This window comes from Helicobacter sp. MIT 14-3879 (genome assembly GCF_003364125.1).
Genome location: NZ_NXLP01000005.1, coordinates 34,338 through 53,277 on the forward strand (window position 1 = coordinate 34,338; position 18,940 = coordinate 53,277).

The window sequence follows — 18,940 nt, forward strand, 5'->3', positions numbered from 1 at the left end:
ATTTTAATAATATTTTAAAATAAATCTCCTATATAAAATATATGAGACAATAATCCAAAATGCTAATAATATAGGGATTCCAAGTAATGGAATATTATTCATTACAAAATATACTAATGTATAGAAAAATATAATAGAAACTATAATGTATAAATATGAAAAATTTTTATGAAATCTAGGATTAGACACTCCAAATAAAGGTAATAAAAATATACTAAAAAGAGGAAATAGCGAAATTAAGACTGATTGAGAAAATATCCTAGTTAATTTATTTGGCTCTTTATTAAAAGCTTCTTTCCAATAATTAAGTAAATCATAGCTACTTAGTTCAACTTCGCCAATCTTATTTCTTACAATCATATTTTCAAAAATAACTTCTTTAATATTATAACTTTCTGCAAAATAAGCTATACCATCAAATAAATCAATCTCAAAAATACTATCAATATTGTTTGCTTTGCCATTTTTAGCTAGAATAAAACTCTCTAACTCTAAACCTTTGCTTGAAAATAATACTAAATTTTTATATTCCCTATCTTTTACATCATCGACATAAACAAGCCAATCGCCAAGCTTTTGACCAAATTCTCCTGATTTAATATTAACATCAATATTAGTCTTTTTTTCATTAATAAAATTCCTATAAGCACTTTTTGATAAAGGAACTATTGCTATTGAAAAAATTAATAAAGTAATACTTATTAAGATACTAATTGGTAAAAAAACTTTTAAAATTTTATTTGGGCTTATCCCAAGTGAAAAAAAAACTAACAATTCATAATCATAAGATAGCTTTGATAAAGATAATACGCAAGTAGCAAAAAAAGTAATAGGCAAAATAAAAAATACACTATTTGGAAGTGAATACAAATAAAGCCACAAAAGATCATAAAATGATATCTTAATTACAAAAGTAACACCTGCAATTCCTATTAAAACAATAATTGATGAAATAAAAAATAAAATAATAAAAAATATAAAAAATAATTTTGCAAAAGAAAGAAATAAATAATTTCTAATACTATTTTGGAATATAGACATTTTCATACTTGTAAAATATAATTATTCAAAAATGCCATAAAAAAATTATCAAGAAATAAACAAACTAAAGTTCCTAAATACAAAAAAGGAATGTAGGGAATCTGATAATCTCGCCTACAAAAAATAAGAATAATAAGAGCAGATAACGCTGATATAAAAACTGCAATTAAAGATAGTTTCCAGCCTAATAATGCGCCCATAGTTGCAACAATTATTATATCTCCCTCACCTAGTGCTTCTTTTTTAGCAAGGCTCTGGAAAGCAAATCTAAGCAATGTAAAAAAACCTGCAAGAGAAAATGATGATGCAATAACAAATAATAAATCTAAATGCAGCATCACACCACCAATTAAAGCAAATATTAAAGCCCAGAAATTAATGCTATCTGGAACTTCTTTAACCTTTAAATCAATAATGCTTAATGCAAGTAATAATAAAATACTAATGCCTATAAATAAAGATTCTAAACTAAAACCAAATTTTAAATAAATAAATAATCCAAAAACACCAGATATAGCCTCTATTAATGGATATAAAAAAGAGATTTTTGCTTTGCAAAACCCACATTTACCCATTAAAAACAAATAAGAAATAAGTGGGATATTATGATAAAATCTTAACTTCATTCCACAGCTCATACAAGCACTAGCAGGTAAAACTACACTTTTATTTAATGGGATTCTAACAATTAATACATTTAGGAATGAGCCAAAACATAATCCAAGTAAAATTGCAATTACAGCAAATAAAATTTCCAATATACTTCCTTTTATTCTATATTATCTCTAACTATTACAAATGAACAATTATCTTTCATATCTAATATCTCTAACATATCATTATGTTTAATAAACCTAGTAATTACTTGACTTCCATCATCTTTTAAAATTGGAGCTACTATAATACCACCATTGCATAATTGACTAATAATCCTAAGTGGAATCTCCTTCAAACTTGCAGAAAATAAGATTCTATCAAATGGTGCAAATCTATCCCAACCATTTTTACCATCATCAAGCTTTGTATTAACATTCATAATATTTAGCAATCTAAATCGTTCAATTGCCTCATCTCTAAGTCTATTAATCCTCTCTATACTAAAAACTCTTCTAACAATCTTACTTAAAATAGCAGCCTGATATCCACTGCCAAGACCTACTTCAAGAATACTATCGCAAGATTCTAATTCAAGGTATTGTGTCATTTTTGCAACAGTCAATGGAGAGCTTATAAATTGCCTTGTTCCAAGTGGAAGTGCATCAAGCTTATAGGCTATGTGAAGCATTCCTTGTGGAATAAAAATATCTCTAGGAATATTTAAAAAAGCTTCTCTAACCCTACTAGATAATATAAACTTATCCTCTATCATTGATACCATTTGTATAAGTTGTTTTTGTTGCTCTATTTTGGTTCTCATAAAAATATTAAGATAAACCTACATCAATATACTTTCTAGTCTTAGATATTTCAGATAAATCTACCTCTGCCGAAATAACTTCTCTATTATCATTTTTAATAACAACACCAAACGGTGATATAATGGCACTTCCTTTTGCCATAGTATCATTTGCACAATCAGCACATACAACAAATGCTTGATTAACAATTGCAAGAGCACGATTTAGCGTCTCCCAATGCTCCTTTCTCTCTTTACCCCATTGAGCAGGAACAAAAATTATATCAGCACCTCTTACGATATCCCAAATTTTAGGAAACCTAAGCTCAAAACAATTTATAGCCGCACATTTAATATTATCAACACTAAACATACAAAACTCACTCTCATCACCATTAGTAAAATGATTATGCTCACCACCAAGAGGAAATAGTTTAGTTTTAGATTGTTTATGTATCATAACTCCATAAGAAAAAACTTTAAGATTATTAAAATATTTTCCATTATAGTTTTCAATCATTGTAGTTATAATAGTTTTATCTTCACTTGCCTTTATTAATCTCTCTGTTGCAAGTTTGCTAAATTCGCTTGCATCATTCATTCTTTGATAGCAAAACCCACTCAAAGCAACCTCTGGTGTTAAAATTATTGCACCCTCACCACAGCTAGCTGATAAAAACTCTATATTTTTTAAATTATCCTCAAAATTAAACCTAATTTTCATTTGTAACGCATATAATCGTTTTTTAGAAGTCATCAAATGTTATACTCCCTTTTGAATAGTTGGTAACTTTAGATTCAAAGAAATTAGTTTTTTGCTCATTAAAACTACTAAATTGATCAACCCATTTAATAGGATGTTTTACACCATAAATCTTACTAAAACCAACTCTCTCTAATCTCTCATCAGCAAGATATTCAATATATTGCCTAATAATTTCCGTAGTAAGCCCTAAAATCTGCCCTTGAGTAATGTATTCACCCCAGCTAGATTCTAAATCAACAGCCTTTCTAAACATCTCAATAACTTCTTCTTCAAGTGTTTTTGTAAATAAATCTGGACGCTCTTTTCTAACAGAATTAATCATTGATGAAAACAATATTAAATGTGTAACTTCATCTCTTTGAATAAACCTTATCATATTAGCACTTGCTAACATTTTTCCACTTTTTGCTAAAGTATAAAAATATGAAAATCCTGAATAAAAATAAATTCCCTCTAAAATTTGATTTGCAAAAAATACTTTCAAAAGATTGACTTCTGTTGGATTCTTTGCCAAATCCATATAAACATCTGCTATATAATCATTCTTAGTTCTTAATTCAACATCTCTTCTCCACATCTCATAAATCTCATCACTATTATCACTAATAGCTTGAACCATAACATCATAACTTTGTGAATGCAATGCCTCTTCATAAGCTTGACGAACTAAGATTAGATTTAATTCTGGACTAGTGATGTATGGATTTACATTATCAATTAAATTGTTAGTTTGAAGGGAGTCCATAAAAATTAATTGTGCTAATGCCCTATCATAGCCCAATTTTTCTTGCTCTGTAAGACCGCTTACATAATCTCGCTTATCTTGTGCCATTCCTACTTCTTCTGGAAACCAAGTATTAGCAAGCATAACTTTCCATAAATTATATGCCCATTGATATTTAATCTTGTTTAAATCAAATATACTCGTAGGATTCCCATTAAATATTTTTCTATCATTTACACTTTCATTAGATTCTGGATTATATATTTTTTTTCTTCTAGCTATAGTTTCTTTCATTGCATAAACCTCTAAATTTTAGTTTTGTAGAAATTGAATTATACAAAATATAAGCAAAAAGAATTAGATAATTTAGCAATTAAAAAAGCTTATAATAGCATATAATTTTATAAAAACATTCTAATTCCAGCCACTCCTGCAATGCCAAGACCTTCAAGTTCAGTAATATTTGTGCTATCTATACCACCTAGAGCAAAAATTTTATTTCTAATATAAAGTGGGATTTGCTTAATAAATTCTATGCCAAGTGGTTTATTTTTATTTTCTACAAAAAAAATAGGGCTAATAAAAATATAACTAACACCACTATAATAGGCTTTTAATACATCATCTAAACTATGGGCACTATATGAAATTGGGATATTAGTTAAATCATTTGCAAGATGTAATTGCTTACCTTTTAAATGAATTCCACATTTACCAAAATATGATAATTTAGGATTATAATTAATAAATATTTTAATATCATACTTTTTAGTAGAGACTAAAAAATTATTAAGAATATTTATAGATAAATCCTCATCTCTTAAGTAAATCTTACTAACTCCAAAATTTTTCATAAAAGAAAGATTTGATAAGATAAATTCATAATTTTTATTGCTTATTAAAAATTTATCCATTTTTGTAATTTATAATTTTTTGTTTATATCCTCTAATAACTTAACTTCTTTCACTTTAAGAGAAACTAGAAAATACATATATTTCAAAAACAATACTAAGAATATAGCAAATATTAAAATAATAAAAAATATTCCTAGAGAAATTATCAAGCTACCTCTTAGTATAAAAAATGAAAAGATAAAACCAAAACAAATAGAAACTCCTAAAACAGCACCAACTAATATTTCTATAAAAATACTAATAAACGCAGAATTATACAAGAAACTATCTTTTTGTAAATCGTTAGCTTCTTTTGCACTAACTTTGTTTTTATAAGTATTTTGTTTGAATAAATTATTCTTCTTAATGAGATTCTTCATCTAATATAACTGCACCTGCAAGATAAACATAAGTTAAAATCATAAAAATAAATGCCTGTAAAAAAGCCATAAAGGTAAGTATAGCAAATGCTGGTAATGGGGCTAACCAAGGGGCTAACATTAGCATAACGAGTAAAAATATATCATCTCCTTTAATGTTTCCAAAAAGCCTAAATGATAAAGATATAACTCTTGAAAAATGAGATATTAATTCAACAGGGAACATTAAAGGGGAAATCAACTTAACAGGACCTGCAAAATGCCCAAAATAACGAATAAATCCATTCTCTCTAATACCTTCAAAATGATAGTAAAAAAACACTATCAAAGCCAAGACTAAAGTAAAACTCAAACTAGAACTAGGTGCTTCAAATCCTGGAATAATACCTATCATATTTGATAAAAATACAAATAATGCTAATGTAGCAGTTAGCGGAATATATTTTCTAGCTAATTTTTCTCCAATAGCATCTTTTGCAAAAAATATAATACCACTTAAAAATGCCTCTGCAACATTTTGAAATCCATTTGGAACTAATTCCAATCTTTTTGTTGCTAATTTAGCAAAAAGCAATGCTATTAAAAATATTATAAATGTATAAAATCCTATTATAAAATCGTGGTTTGGATTAATTAAACTAGCAAATGTAAAAATCTTCTCATCTAATGAAACACTCTCTTCTGCCATATGAACTCCTTTTATCTTGGTGATTTTAGATTCTACATTAATTTATTTAAAAAAATCTTACTTAAAATATAATTATTAAATGTTTTGCTACTTTTTTTAAATATGACTTTCACTAATAACTTCTGTATTACATAAAATATCGTGAAAAAACCTCCTATCTTTTCTAATAAATGGTAAAACTACCCCAAAAACTAATGTCATACTAATACAAAATAATAAAAACCTAATAAATGCTTTTAAAAAACTTATCTTGGATTCCTCTATTGTTTTATTATTTTCTACAAGAATAATTTGAGAATACTTATATCCTAGAGTTTGAGAAGTTTTAGAAAATAAAATAGAAGTTATTAAAGCATACAATAAAAAGCAAACAAAATGTGTAATCTCACTATCTAAAAATGCTTTTTTAGAGCCTAAAATTATATAGGCTATATATAAGATTGGCATATAAATCATAAAAATATCTGTAATAAAAGCCTTTATACGCTCTAATAACAACATTTTTACTAATATTTTTTTCATTTAATTTAGTATTAATCCTAGATTTAATTACCCCTACTACCCGGCTTAATTGCAATACTTCCATTTCTGCACATTGGACATTCATTTTCTTTATACATATCAAATAAAAAATCATCTAATGCAAATAATGGAATATCTAATGGGAGCTTACATTCAGTCTTAGAAGTAATGCTTGAGCCAACCCTTTTACAAAATCCTCTATTTGCTAGTGCTGCAAAAGCTACTACTTTAGCACCAAAATTTTTAACACATTCAGCAGATTCTACCGCACTACCACCTGTTGTAATTATATCCTCACAAATTAAGATTCTTTCATTTGGACTTACATTAAAACCTCTTCTTAGATTCATTACTCCATTAACTCTTTCTGTAAAAATAAACCTAACTTGAAGTGCTCTTGCTAACTCATACCCAGCTAAAATGCCACCAATAGCAGGAGAACAAATACAATCTATTTTAATATTGCTTTTAGATATTTCTTTTGCTAACTCTTTTGCTAAAATTTCAGCTACTTTAGGGTCTTCAAGAATTTTTGCTGACTGCAAATAGTATTTTGAATGATTTCCACTACTTAATAAAAAATGACCTTCTAATAATGCGTTTGACTCAATATAATACTTTCTTATATCCATAACTAAACTTTTAATATTTCCTCTTCTTTATTTTTTACTATTTCATCAATTTTTTTTACAAAATCATCAGTATATTTTTGTATTTCATTATAAGCTGCTCTTACTTCATCCTCTGTAATTACCTTATCTTTTTCAAGCTTTTTTACAGAGCTATTACTATCTTGACGAATATTTCTTATAGCAATTTTTGTTTTTTCACCCATTGACTTAGCTTCTTTTGCAATTGATTGTCTTTGTTCTTTTGTCATAGGTGGAAAAAATAGCTTTACGCTGCTACTATCAATATTAGGATTTACTCCTATATTAGCTTCCAATATTGCTTTTTCTATGTCTTTCAATAGATTTTTTTCCCAAGGAGTAATAATTATAGTTGTAGCATCCTGTGCAATAACAGAGCCAATTTGGTTTATTGGCGTGGGTGTGCCATAATAATCTACTCTTATATTGTTTAAAATCATTGTTGATACTTTACCACTTCTTAATATTCCAAAATCCCTTTTTAAAGAATCCAAACTTTTTTGCATATTATTTTTTGTGAGTTCATAAATCTCTTTAAGCATTATCATCCTTTAATTAGTCTTTTGTTTATTTTCAAATGGAGAAGGAGCACTTGGAATATTAAAGTTATTTAAAGGATTGCTTGGTATTGTAGAATTTTTTTCAATATTAATTTTTCTATTATCCATAATTGATTTATTAGTTTCTTTATTATAAAAATATCCTAAGGCTATTGTATTTATAATAAAAACTAATCCAACACCCATAGTGAATTTTGCCATAAAACCAGCAGGACCTTTTGCACCAAAAAGAGATTCATTACTACCACTATAAACGCCCAGTCCAATGCTTGAACTTTTTTGTAAAAGAACAATTATAGTAATGATTAATGCCAAAATAATCTGCGTTACTAACAATACACTTGTCATTATTTACTCCAATTAAGCTTTTAAGTCTGCGGATTTTATCACAAAAGTATTTCTTTTTCAAGTAAATTAAGCTTTTAGGAATATTAATAATGCCTTGTTTAAAGCTTGTATTAAGTTGAATAAATATTACTAAGATTTATTATATAAATTAAATAATTTTATTTAACTAACTTTAAAATATGTCAGTGATACTTCCAAATTACAACCAAGCTTTTATATTAAAAAAACCTGAATTATTAATAGATTTATTGCCAAACATTCCTAAATAATCTATACTAAATTCTACTTTGTTATCTAAACTATATCCAATACCTAAATTTACATACCCTAAAACTCTATCTAGTCCAATATTATAATTAATAACATCATCTTTTATTTTTAGAGAATTTGTTGGTTTTGTAGTTAATGTTTTTACACCTAATAATGCATCAATCAACCAAAAGTTACTAAAAACTTTAGAATAATTTAGACTAAAATCAGCATAGGCTAAATTTAAAAATGAATTACTATAACTTTCTGTATCTAATCTTATACTAGAAGAATTTAATCCTTGATAATTAATTCCCAATTCTAGACCTATTATTCCAAAATTATTTAGATTAAAGTTCTTACCAAATGTGCTACTTAGAGCAAATCCTAAATTATTTTTATTAATTTTAGATTCTATATACTTTATATTATCTATGAAGTAAAATATATCTCCTTTTAGCTTTACATACATATTAAAAATTAAATTTAACTTATAGTGTAATCCTGCATTAATAGTCATATTAGTTAGATTAGTATTCCATATATTTTCTTTTAATTCCCCATAACTAAAACCAAGATTAAGACCAATTGTATGGATATTTGCTAATTTAGTATTTATTCCTGTTATAAACCCATAGTCTAATCCACTATAGTCTAAACCATCATTATAAAACATAGTATGAGATATGAATGGAGCAAAGAAAAAATTAATATTTTGATTATTTGTATTACTTGTATTATTGGAATTTCTATTAATCTTGGTAGCATAATTAGAAGTAGCTCTATTTCTTAATTCTCTAGTAGAATTTCTATTTGCTTGATTACTCCTTACATTATCCAAATAATTTATTTCATCTTTTAGTATATCTTTATAATAAAAATTTTGATTATTTCTTAATTCCTCTAATGAAATGTATCTATTAAAAGAAAGTTTTATTTCAGGAAAAATTTTATTATTAAATATAAGAGAATTAGTTTTATTTATAAGGCTATTCATAGATACCACACTTGCTTTTACTGTAGTATTTATTACTCCATTACTAGCATTAGTATGCTTATTAACTACAAATGTATTATTTGCACTTCCTTTTGATATAACATAATTTAAAACAGGAGAATTACTTCTTTCATCTACTCGTAAAAAATCTAAAAGAGCATAATTATCTTTAATAGAAGTGTTGTTTGTATCTGTTATATCATAGTCTGATAAGTTATTATTGCTGTTATTAGCAGCTAAAAATATTTTATTTAGACTATATTCTCCTCCTAATTCTAAACTATCATTAATAAAAACTGCAATAGGCTTATTGTTTCTTAATTGAAATGTATTGTTATTATCTTTTATTATTATATGTGAGTTATTAGAATCTGAATCACTAGATATTTGATTAAAACTATTAAAATCTTGTGAATTTTGAGCTATTTTCAGTGTATAGTTTGTTATATTAACTTTATTAATATTACCATTAACAGCAGTAGCAGATAAATGGTATTTATTTGAAACATTCTCATCAAGTAAAATATATCCTGTATTGTTCAATATTAAAGGATTACTAACATTATTAAAATCTATAATACCACTAATTGTTCCACTATTATTAATAATACCTATAGAGCTATTATTTATTGATATTGCATTGTTAGCACCATTACTTAAGATTACTCCATTATTATTTAAAGTGTTTATTTTAGAATTACCTATTATGCTTAGTTTATAGATTACTCCATTATTATTTAAAGTATTTATTTCTCCTCCATTTTGCAAAACTAAACCTAAAGAGTTACTACTATATGTTTGATTTCCAATTATTCCATTATTTATTAAGGTAGTTATAGATGTGTTTGTATTAACTTCTAATGCGTTTCCTATAACTCTAAGATTTGCATTATTAATAAATTCATTTATATTCATAAAGCTTAATGAAGCATCTTTACTTATATAAATTTTATTATTAAAATCAACATCAACTTCTACTTTATCATAATAACCTTGTGTGTTTGTGAGTTTAAATTCCTCTATTCCTATTTGATTTTTAACACTATTATTGATAATACAAGTATTTCCACTACATTCAGCAATACTATAAGAATCTTTAGCTTCTACCCCCCCCCCTATTAACAAATATAAAAGCATAAATTTGTAAATCTTTATTTTCATTATATTCCTTTTTAGGTGTTTAATTAAAAATTATAATCTAAAGTGAATAATAAATCCCTAACTTTCAATCTTGTTTTAATATAAAAGTGATAATATTTAACAATACTAAAATTTTAGCAATAAGGACTTAGGTAATGAAAGAAATAGATTATAATCAAATAGTTAATAGTGTTGAAAAACTATGTATTGAGGCTTGCTGCATACAAACAGATGATATTAAAAAGGCTTTTAATAATGCAAAAGAAAATGAAAGCTCACCACTAGGAAAAAATATCTTAGAAAAACTAATCGAAAATGGAAAAATATCCGAGCAAAATATGATACCAATTTGTCAAGATACAGGAATGTCAGTAGTATTTGTGGAGTTAGGGCAAGATGTAAGAATAGTTGGAGGATATTTAGAAGATGCAATAAATGAGGGTATAAAAAACGGATATGTAAATGGCTATCTAAGAAAATCTGTTGTAAATGACCCTTTATATGAGAGAAAAAACACTACTAATAACACCCCTGCTGTAATTCATACTAGAATTATTAAAGGAGATAAATTAAAACTAAAAGTCGCTGCTAAGGGCTTTGGGAGCGAAAATAAAAGCCTTTTAAAAATGCTTGTTCCTGCTGATGGAATAGATGGTGTTAAAGCGTTTTTTAAAGAGGCAATAAACTTAGCAGGACCAAATGCCTGTCCTCCATTAGTAGTAGGTGTAGGAATAGGAGGAACAATGGAAAAAGCCGCCCTACTTGCAAAAGAGGCGGCAATTAGAAATATAGATTCTAAAAATAAAGATGAAAGATATGCAAAACTAGAAGATGAATTATTAGAAATAGCAAATAAATCTGGTGTAGGTCCACAAGGATTAGGGGGCAATATAACTGCATTTGCAGTAAATGTAGAATGGTATCCAACGCACATTGCAGGTCTTCCTGTGGCTATTAATATTAATTGTCACGCAGCTAGACATTCAGAAATAGAACTTTAAAAAAGGGGAGAATTAAATATGGAAATAAGATTAAATGCACCATTTAATAAAGATGATATAGAGAAATTAAATGCTGGTGATAATGTATTAATTAGTGGAAGTATAATTGCAGCAAGAGACGCAGCACATAAAAAACTAATGGAAGTCAAAGATATCGGAGGTCAAATACCGCTTGATTTAACCAATCAAGTAATATACTATCTAGGACCAAGCCCAGCTAAACCGGGTGAAATAATAGGTGCAGCGGGTCCTACAACAAGTGGTAGAATGGATAAATATACACCTATGATGCTAGATTTAGGAATTAGTGGAATGATAGGAAAAGGATATAGAAATAAAGAAGTAATAGAATCTATCATAAAACATAAGGCTGTATATATGGTAGCTATAGGTGGAGCTGGAGCATTGATAGCAAAAAGTATTAAAAAATATGAAGTTTTAGCATACCCAGAATTAGGACCTGAAGCAATAGCTAGACTTGAAGTGATTGACTTTCCTGCAATTGTTGCTATAGATAGTAAAGGTGTTAATTTCTATGAAATAGGGCAAGCTAAATACAAAAAATAAAGGCTTATATAAGTGTTAAAATTTTAGTCTATAATAAAACCTATCTAGTATAAAACACATAAAACCAATTAATGCAACAATGCTTAATGGGAGTATAGGAGACATATAACGAGTATCTGTTACAGGAGAAAATGCTGCTATAAAGAATGCACTCCAAAAACTTCCAAAACTAACACTAAATGTAAATACCAACAAAGAATTTCTAAAGTTTTTAAAAAAAAGAAATATTGAACTGATAATCATTAGAATCCCACCTATAAAAATACCCCAAATATGATTTAGTATAATTTTATATTCAAAAATAAAAGTATAAATTTTTTCTCTCATATCACTTAAAACTATGCTTTTTTCATTATCATTAAAATGACTTAAAATTGCAAGGTGAGTTGGATGTGAGGCTTTATTTTGTAATTTTTTAGCATCAAATATCCAACTAGGATTTTGCAATGGACTTTGTATCCACATAGCTTTAAAAAATCTAATCTCGTGATTTAAAAAATCTTTAGGATATTTGAAAATAGATTCCAACCATTTATACTTTAAGCCATCTAATCTCCCATATTTAAATGGTCGCACATCATCATACGCCCAAAATACATTAAGAGGATCTGCATCAAGTGGATACTTTTCATAAACATCTTTTACATCATCAAAAGTTTTATGCGGATAATACCATTCATCTTTAAAACAAGAGCTATCATTATTTGGCACACAAGAACCTGCTATTTGGTGTAAAAATATATGATTTGAAGGATAGCTACCATTTGGATTCTTTAAAATTTTTGGGATAAAAATAACAATACTTAAACATAAGATTGCACTAAAAATAAGTGATTTTATATAATTTTTAACAAAGCTCCTAGAATCTAAACCTCTATTTATAAGATATAAGTATGACAAAATAAAAAATGCTGGATATACACTAAAGATGGCATTATGCCTCCAAAGAATAGCAAAAAATAATATAAATAAAATTAGTAAATAAAAAATTTTAGATTTAGTATTAGTTAAAATACAAAACAAGATAATACTGTAAGAACAAAATAAAAGCATAGGTAAAGCGAAGCTATGATACTCAATAAAATTTTGAAAATAAATATTACCGATGAAAGTTGGAAATAATAGAAGTATTGCAAACTTTGTCTTAAACTTAATATAGAATCCACAGATTAAAAAACAAATACCCATATAAAATGGAAAAATATTAAATAAAAATAGATAATATAAATGCTTACCAATATAAAAATATAATAATTCTAAAATATATGCTATAAATACAGGATGTCCACTTGCCATATCTAAACCAATAGAGCTATAAGTATCACCTATAATGTGATAGCCAGGAAATCCTAAATAAAATGTAAAAAGAAATATAAAAATACATAAAATCACTACAAACATAATAAAAAACTTATCATTTTTATTTAGTGTTTTTGTAAGTTCAAGATTTGAAATAGAGGTTGTAAAAATTTTATTAGGAATATTACAAATTAAATATTTTAAATTTAAAATTGCAATAAAAGATAAGATTCCACCTATATAAATACTAAATAGTATCATAAAGAAAATTGGTAAAATCTCTACATTATAAACCACACTTCCTAAAATTTTGTTGTCTATTATTTTTTTACTCTCAAAACTAAGACTATTTAAATCTAATTTAATATCTTTTAAGTTATCTTGTAAATCTAGACCTTTTATTATTATCTTAGAAACGAATTTATATTCTCTAAAAATAGTATTAGAAAAATCAATACTTATCTTATGCAAAAATGTATAATTTAGTTTTTTTAACTCTTCTAAATTATTACTTATCTCTTCTCTTACTTTATCATTAAATTTAACAGATACTTCATTTAAGATAATATTTGTGCTAAATTCCTTGTGTGTTATATTAAAAATACCAAATATTAAAGCCAAAGTTATAAATATTGAACTCCAAATTAATAATAAAACTTTTAGTTTCATTAAATATTAAGATTTATGTTGAAGGTAAATAAAATGTCGCATTTCTTTTGTATTTCTAACAATTAGAAATGACAAAAGCCCTGCAATTGCAAATATAACACTTACAATTTCAAATCCTATACAAACAAAAAGTGTTGGAAATCTAGAAACTTTTGAAGTCTGTATAAATTCAAACACAACAGGCAATCCAAAAATAATTCCTAAAATGAAAAATAGAAAACTAAAGCTCCCAAAAACAAGCAAAGGTCGCTCCGTAAAAAGAAGTTGTGCTATCATAAACAATATTTTAAGTCCATCTTTAAAAGTTGATAGTTTAGAAATGCTACCACAAGGTCTAGCCTTATATAGAGCTTCAATCTCATCAACTCTAAGGTGTTGTTGAAGTGAAAAAATAGTAAGTTCAGTCTCAATTTCAAAACCTTGAGAGTGGGCGGGGAAACTCTTTACAAAAGCTTTAGAAAATATCCTATATCCGCTTAACATATCATAAAATTTCTTTCCAAAAAGTAAAGAAGTAATTTTACTAAAAACTCTATTTCCAAGCTTATGCCCTCTGCGATATATAGTATCATCTGAAGTTTTACGAGATATATTTAACATATCTAGTTTATTTTTTACAAAATGATTTAATGCTTTTGGCAAGATATTAGCATCATACTGTGCATCTGCATCAATTATTATATAAATATCTGCATTGATCATAGAAAAAGCTTCCCTAATAACTGCACCTTTTCCTTGTGTAGTTACTTTTAAAAGATTTAAATAACAATTTGTAGTATTAGAATCTTTAGATATTTTAGATTCTACTAAACTAAATGATTTATCACTAGAGTTATTATCAAAAACAAATATATTAGCATTTGGTAAATTTCTATGTAAATCATTTATAACGCTAAGTATAGTACTCTCTTCATTATACATAGGAATTATAATTGCTATATTATCACCAACCATAAAAAATATTTCTAATTTATAATACTTTTTATATACTTATCTATTCTTTTTATTCCCTCAATAATATGTTCTTCACTACACGCAAAAGAAAATCTAACATACCCCTCCATACCAAATGCAATACCAGGAACTAAAGCCACACCCTCTTTTTCTAATAAATCCTTACAAAAAGCAATAGAATCATTATTAACTTTTTGAATGTTAATAAAAAGATAAAATGCTCCTTGTGGAAGCTTTACTTTGAGTTGCTGTATTTGATTTATCATTTTATAAGCTAAATTCCTTCTATTTTCAAATGTTTGACAAAAATCCTTAGTATCTATATTACTATCCCCATTTAATCCTATAATTGAAGCTTTTTGGGTTATTGAATTAATGTTTGATGTGCTTTGACTCTGTAAATTATTTAATAATTTTATTAATTGTTTATCTTTTGAGGCTAAATAGCCCATTCTCCAACCCGTCATAGCAGATGATTTACTTAAACCATTAATAGTAATTGTTCTGTTTAACATATCATCATTTATACTTCCACAAGATACAAATTTAATATTATCATATACTAGCTTTTCATAGATTTCATCACTAATAATTATAATACCTGTATCTTTTATTACATCATAAATAGCTTCTAATTCATCTTTTGAATATATCATTCCTGTTGGGTTTGATGGAGAAGTTAATATTAGAAGCTTTGTCTTTGATGTTATTGCTTGTTTTAGCTGAAATGATGTAATTTTAAAGTCAGAATCTTCACTTGTTTGTATAAATATACTTTTACCGCCAAAATAATTTACTAGTTCTGGATAAGTTACCCAATAAGGTGATGGAATAATAACTTCATCATTTTTATCTATAAGTGCAGAAAAAGCATTAAAAAGAGAATGTTTTGCACCATTACTTACAATAATTTCACTTGGTTCATAATTTAATAAATTCTCTTTTTTTAACTTATCACTTATTACTAATTTTAATTCATTAATTCCTGAAACTTGTGTATATTTTGTAAAACCACTATTAATAGCCCTAATTGCCTCATCTTTAATGCTTTTTGGAGTATCAAAGTCTGGCTCACCTGCTGAAAATGATAATATATCCCTTCCTTGCTCTTTTAAATCTCTTGCAAGAGAACTTATAGCTATTGTTAAAGATTCTCCTAATTTTGTAATTCTGCTTGAGTATTTCATTTTTCCTCCTTTATTTAAGATTCACATAAAATCTTTTGTATCTCTTTAGTATGATAACTTATTATTATATCTGCACCTGCTCTCTTAAAAGATAGCATAATTTCCAAAAGCATTCTTTCATAATCAATCAAACCATTATTTGCAGCACTCTTAAGCATAGCATATTCTCCACTTACATTATACACTGCAAGAGGAAGAAGAGTATGCTCCCTCACATCTCTTACAATATCAAGATAACTTAGTGCTGGTTTTACCATTAAAATATCTGCACCTTCACTCTCATCAATAATAGATTCTCTAATTGCCTCAAATCTGTTTGCAGGATTTTGCTGGTAAGCTTTCCTATCACCAAAATTAGGGGCAGAATCTGCTATATCTCTAAATGGTCCATAAAAAGCACTAGCAAACTTTGTGGAATAACTCATTATTAATGTGTCATTAAAATTTGCTAAATCTAAATCTTTTCTAATATATTGAACTTGATTATCCATCATAGCACTAGGTGCAATTATATCTGCCCCACTTTGTGCTAAAATTACAGCTTGTTTCCCTAAAATAGTTAAAGTTTTGTCATTATCTACATTACCAAATTCATCTAAGATTCCACAATGTCCGTGCTCTGTATATTCGCAAAAACACAAATCAACGCTAATTATCATCTCATTAAAATTCTTCTTAATTTCTCTAGTAGCTTTTGCTATGATTGCATTTTCATTTAAAGCAGAACCCCCGATACTATCTTTATAATCAGGTATTCCAAATAATAATATATGATAGATTCCATTTTGTAATAAATTTTCACATTCTTTTAAAACATTATCAATACTTAGCTGATAGATTCCTTCCATTGACTTAATTTCATTTTTAATGTTTTTACCCTCTAAGACAAATAATGGATAAATAAAATCACCAATATCTAATCTATTTTCTTGCAATAAATTTCTAATTTGTTTATTTTTACGAAGCCTTCTTAATCTAGTCATTTTTAATCCTCATTGTAGAAATTATACAATCTTTTATATAAAAATAGTGGCAGTTATCTTGATATTTATGCTCTAATTTGTAACCTTGTGCCTCAATAGTATTTTTAATAATATACATTCCAAGTCCAAGCCCTTTTCTTGTATCCTTTACACCATCACTATAAAATGGTTTAAAATAATTTTCTATACCATTTTTAAAAGGCTGTCCTTCATTTTGAATAACAAGATCTTTATTCTCTACAAAAATATTTACTAATTTATTTGTAGAGTATTTAAAAGCATTATCAACTAGATTCTTAACACTAAGACTCATTAATTCAAAATCCCCTAATATTACCATATCTCTATTTTTTAATATAACATTTCTTGGACGTTCAAATTCAATAATTAGCATTTTATTTACATTTTGCATTAATTCTGTTAAACTGAATTCTTTTTTATTAATCTTATATTTTTGTGTATTTATTTCTTCTAACATAGCAAAATCATTAATAATCTCATTTAATCTCTTAAATACAGAATCTAATCTATATTTTAATTTACCATCTTCTATCATCTCACAAATAATAAAACCCTTTGTTATTGGTGTCTTTAACTCGTGCATTATAGAACGAAGAAATAAAATTCTAGCTTTATTCATTTCATTTATAGTTTTAGCAGCTTTTGTAAATTCTTCACTTAATTTACCAATTTCATCATTATTATTTGATATTGTTTTTATATCAAAATCACCATTTGAAAACTTTATAACTTCTCTTCTAAGCTCTCTTAGTGGAATAAGGGAATTCAAAACAGTAATATAGAAAAATATAAGCGTTATAAAAGCAAGTAGAGCGATAAAATAGTAATTTGAATAATCATTAGATTCATTATAATCTGTATATAAAAAATTTAAACGCTTTTCTGAATCCATAATAGATATATAATAATGCTCTGATACTTTTACCATATTAACAAATAAATTATTTGATTCATATGATGAAATATATTTTATATCATCATTATTATTTTTATCATATTCTTCAAAAAAATTTATACTATTTAAATATTTTTTGATGTTATTTAAGTTATCACCATATTTCAATAATTCATTAATTGTATAAATTATATTGCTGTATCTTTGCTCTATTATATTATCACTCTTAGCTTTCTCTGAAGCTACAAAATATAAAATAAATAATATAAAACAAATTGAGCTAAAAATAAAAAGTAATGTTACTTTTGTAATAATAGAATTTTTTAGCCTCATAAATTAACTTTATATCCACGACCTCTTACAGAAAGAATATATTTTGGATTTTTACTATCCTCACAAATCTTATTCCTAAGTCTGCCAATCATAACATCAATACTTTTATAATCACCCTTGGAAGTGATAGACTGACATTTATCAGCAATGTTTTCCCTAGAAAAAATAAAATTCGGTTTTGAAAGAAATAAGGTTAAAATCTCATACTCTGCCCTAGTTAAATCTAGTTTATTATTTTTAAAATATATACTCATACTATCTTTATCTACCATAAAAATAGACTTATTACTGCCTACTTGTGTTGGTATAATGCTATATCTTCTTAAAACACTATTAATCCTAGCTAAAAGCTCTTTTGGATCATAGGGTTTTGGAAGATAATCATCTGCTCCATATTCTAGTGCATCAACTTTGTCTTGTGTATCACTTCTAGCGCTTGAGATTATTATAGGTATATTATTATAAGCTGTCACTTTCTTACACACCTCTAGACCATCTATATTTGGCAATGTTAAATCAAGAAGCATTAAGTCAAAATGTTTTTTCTCTAACTCTTTAATTCCTAGAAGTGGATCCCTATAGTTTGTAACACAAATATCATTTTTACCCAAAAATTCAGTCAATATCTCCGCTAACTCTTCATCATCTTCTATCATTATAATTTCTATCATAATTT

General features: G+C 26.5%; 20 protein-coding genes and 1 pseudogene. 2 read left to right on the plus strand and 19 right to left on the minus strand.

Annotation, left to right across the window (positions count from 1 at the left end):
• Positions 1-3 precede the first annotated feature (3 nt).
• From CQA44_RS04790 to CQA44_RS04850, 13 genes and pseudogenes are all read right to left on the minus strand, one after another.
• Positions 4-1,041, minus strand: a complete 1,038-nt coding sequence (locus CQA44_RS04790; RefSeq protein WP_115546152.1) for an LptF/LptG family permease — start codon at positions 1,039-1,041, stop codon at positions 4-6.
• A gap of 2 nt (positions 1,042-1,043) precedes the next feature.
• Complete coding sequence (locus CQA44_RS04795) at positions 1,044-1,799, minus strand: A24 family peptidase (protein WP_258864904.1); 756 nt, start codon at positions 1,797-1,799, stop codon at positions 1,044-1,046.
• An 11-nt stretch (positions 1,800-1,810) separates the two neighbouring features.
• On the minus strand, positions 1,811-2,458 hold the full coding sequence (locus tag CQA44_RS04800) for a protein-L-isoaspartate(D-aspartate) O-methyltransferase (protein ID WP_115546153.1): 648 nt from the start codon (positions 2,456-2,458) through the stop codon (positions 1,811-1,813).
• 7 nt (positions 2,459-2,465) lie between these two features.
• Entirely contained in the window at positions 2,466-3,194 is a 729-nt protein-coding gene (locus tag CQA44_RS04805) for a nitrilase-related carbon-nitrogen hydrolase (protein WP_115546154.1), read from the minus strand.
• Positions 3,184-4,221, minus strand: a complete 1,038-nt coding sequence (locus CQA44_RS04810; protein WP_115546155.1) for a ribonucleotide-diphosphate reductase subunit beta — start codon at positions 4,219-4,221, stop codon at positions 3,184-3,186. The genes CQA44_RS04805 and CQA44_RS04810 overlap by 11 nt, the downstream gene beginning before the upstream one ends.
• A 107-nt stretch (positions 4,222-4,328) precedes the next feature.
• Positions 4,329-4,841: a thiamine phosphate synthase gene (locus CQA44_RS04815; RefSeq protein ID WP_115546156.1), complete on the minus strand. Its 513-nt coding sequence runs from the start codon at positions 4,839-4,841 to the stop codon at positions 4,329-4,331.
• Between the two features lie 9 nt (positions 4,842-4,850).
• Entirely contained in the window at positions 4,851-5,201 is a 351-nt protein-coding gene (locus CQA44_RS04820; protein ID WP_115546157.1) for a hypothetical protein, read from the minus strand.
• Positions 5,185-5,889 carry a F0F1 ATP synthase subunit A gene (locus CQA44_RS04825; RefSeq protein WP_115546158.1) on the minus strand — a complete coding sequence of 235 codons (705 nt, stop codon included), beginning with the start codon at positions 5,887-5,889 and terminating at the stop codon, positions 5,185-5,187. The genes CQA44_RS04820 and CQA44_RS04825 overlap by 17 nt, the downstream gene beginning before the upstream one ends.
• A 96-nt stretch (positions 5,890-5,985) precedes the next feature.
• Positions 5,986-6,411, minus strand: coding sequence for an RDD family protein (locus CQA44_RS04830; RefSeq protein ID WP_115546159.1), 426 nt, complete (start codon positions 6,409-6,411; stop codon positions 5,986-5,988).
• A gap of 23 nt (positions 6,412-6,434) precedes the next feature.
• Positions 6,435-7,043: an orotate phosphoribosyltransferase gene (gene pyrE / locus CQA44_RS04835; RefSeq protein WP_115546160.1), complete on the minus strand. Its 609-nt coding sequence runs from the start codon at positions 7,041-7,043 to the stop codon at positions 6,435-6,437.
• Positions 7,044-7,045: 2 nt separating this feature from the next.
• Entirely contained in the window at positions 7,046-7,603 is a 558-nt protein-coding gene (gene frr / locus CQA44_RS04840) for a ribosome recycling factor (RefSeq protein WP_115546161.1), read from the minus strand.
• A gap of 30 nt (positions 7,604-7,633) precedes the next feature.
• Positions 7,634-7,969, minus strand: a pseudogene (gene secG, locus CQA44_RS04845) (preprotein translocase subunit SecG); the annotation flags it as partial.
• Positions 7,970-8,168: 199 nt separating this feature from the next.
• Complete coding sequence (locus tag CQA44_RS04850) at positions 8,169-10,376, minus strand: hypothetical protein (RefSeq protein WP_115546163.1); 2,208 nt, start codon at positions 10,374-10,376, stop codon at positions 8,169-8,171.
• Positions 10,377-10,510: 134 nt separating this feature from the next.
• Between CQA44_RS04850 and CQA44_RS04855 the strand changes: the two genes are divergently transcribed.
• The gene (locus CQA44_RS04855) at positions 10,511-11,356 is read left to right on the plus strand and encodes a fumarate hydratase (protein ID WP_115546164.1); all 846 of its coding nucleotides are present in this window, start codon (positions 10,511-10,513) and stop codon (positions 11,354-11,356) included.
• 18 nt (positions 11,357-11,374) lie between these two features.
• Positions 11,375-11,923 carry a Fe-S-containing hydro-lyase gene (locus CQA44_RS04860; RefSeq protein WP_115546165.1) on the plus strand — a complete coding sequence of 183 codons (549 nt, stop codon included), beginning with the start codon at positions 11,375-11,377 and terminating at the stop codon, positions 11,921-11,923.
• Positions 11,924-11,938: 15 nt separating this feature from the next.
• Here CQA44_RS04860 and CQA44_RS04865 read toward each other — a convergent pair whose 3' ends face one another.
• Genes CQA44_RS04865 through CQA44_RS04890 form a run of 6 tightly spaced genes read right to left on the minus strand, consistent with a single transcriptional unit; the run spans position 11,939 to position 18,935 of the window.
• Positions 11,939-13,891 (minus strand): hypothetical protein, encoded by a 1,953-nt coding sequence (locus tag CQA44_RS04865; protein WP_147289752.1) that lies wholly within the window; start codon positions 13,889-13,891, stop codon positions 11,939-11,941.
• Between the two features lie 6 nt (positions 13,892-13,897).
• Positions 13,898-14,845: a glycosyltransferase family 2 protein gene (locus CQA44_RS04870; RefSeq protein ID WP_115546167.1), complete on the minus strand. Its 948-nt coding sequence runs from the start codon at positions 14,843-14,845 to the stop codon at positions 13,898-13,900.
• Between the two features lie 11 nt (positions 14,846-14,856).
• The gene (locus CQA44_RS04875; RefSeq protein WP_115546168.1) at positions 14,857-16,032 is read right to left on the minus strand and encodes a pyridoxal phosphate-dependent aminotransferase; all 1,176 of its coding nucleotides are present in this window, start codon (positions 16,030-16,032) and stop codon (positions 14,857-14,859) included.
• A 14-nt stretch (positions 16,033-16,046) separates the two neighbouring features.
• The gene (gene hemB, locus CQA44_RS04880) at positions 16,047-17,015 is read right to left on the minus strand and encodes a porphobilinogen synthase (RefSeq protein ID WP_115546169.1); all 969 of its coding nucleotides are present in this window, start codon (positions 17,013-17,015) and stop codon (positions 16,047-16,049) included.
• Positions 17,008-18,264: an ArsS family sensor histidine kinase gene (locus CQA44_RS04885; protein WP_115546170.1), complete on the minus strand. Its 1,257-nt coding sequence runs from the start codon at positions 18,262-18,264 to the stop codon at positions 17,008-17,010. The genes hemB and CQA44_RS04885 overlap by 8 nt, the downstream gene beginning before the upstream one ends.
• On the minus strand, positions 18,261-18,935 hold the full coding sequence (locus CQA44_RS04890; protein ID WP_115546171.1) for a response regulator transcription factor: 675 nt from the start codon (positions 18,933-18,935) through the stop codon (positions 18,261-18,263). The genes CQA44_RS04885 and CQA44_RS04890 overlap by 4 nt, the downstream gene beginning before the upstream one ends.
• Between the last annotated feature and the right edge of the window lie 5 nt (positions 18,936-18,940).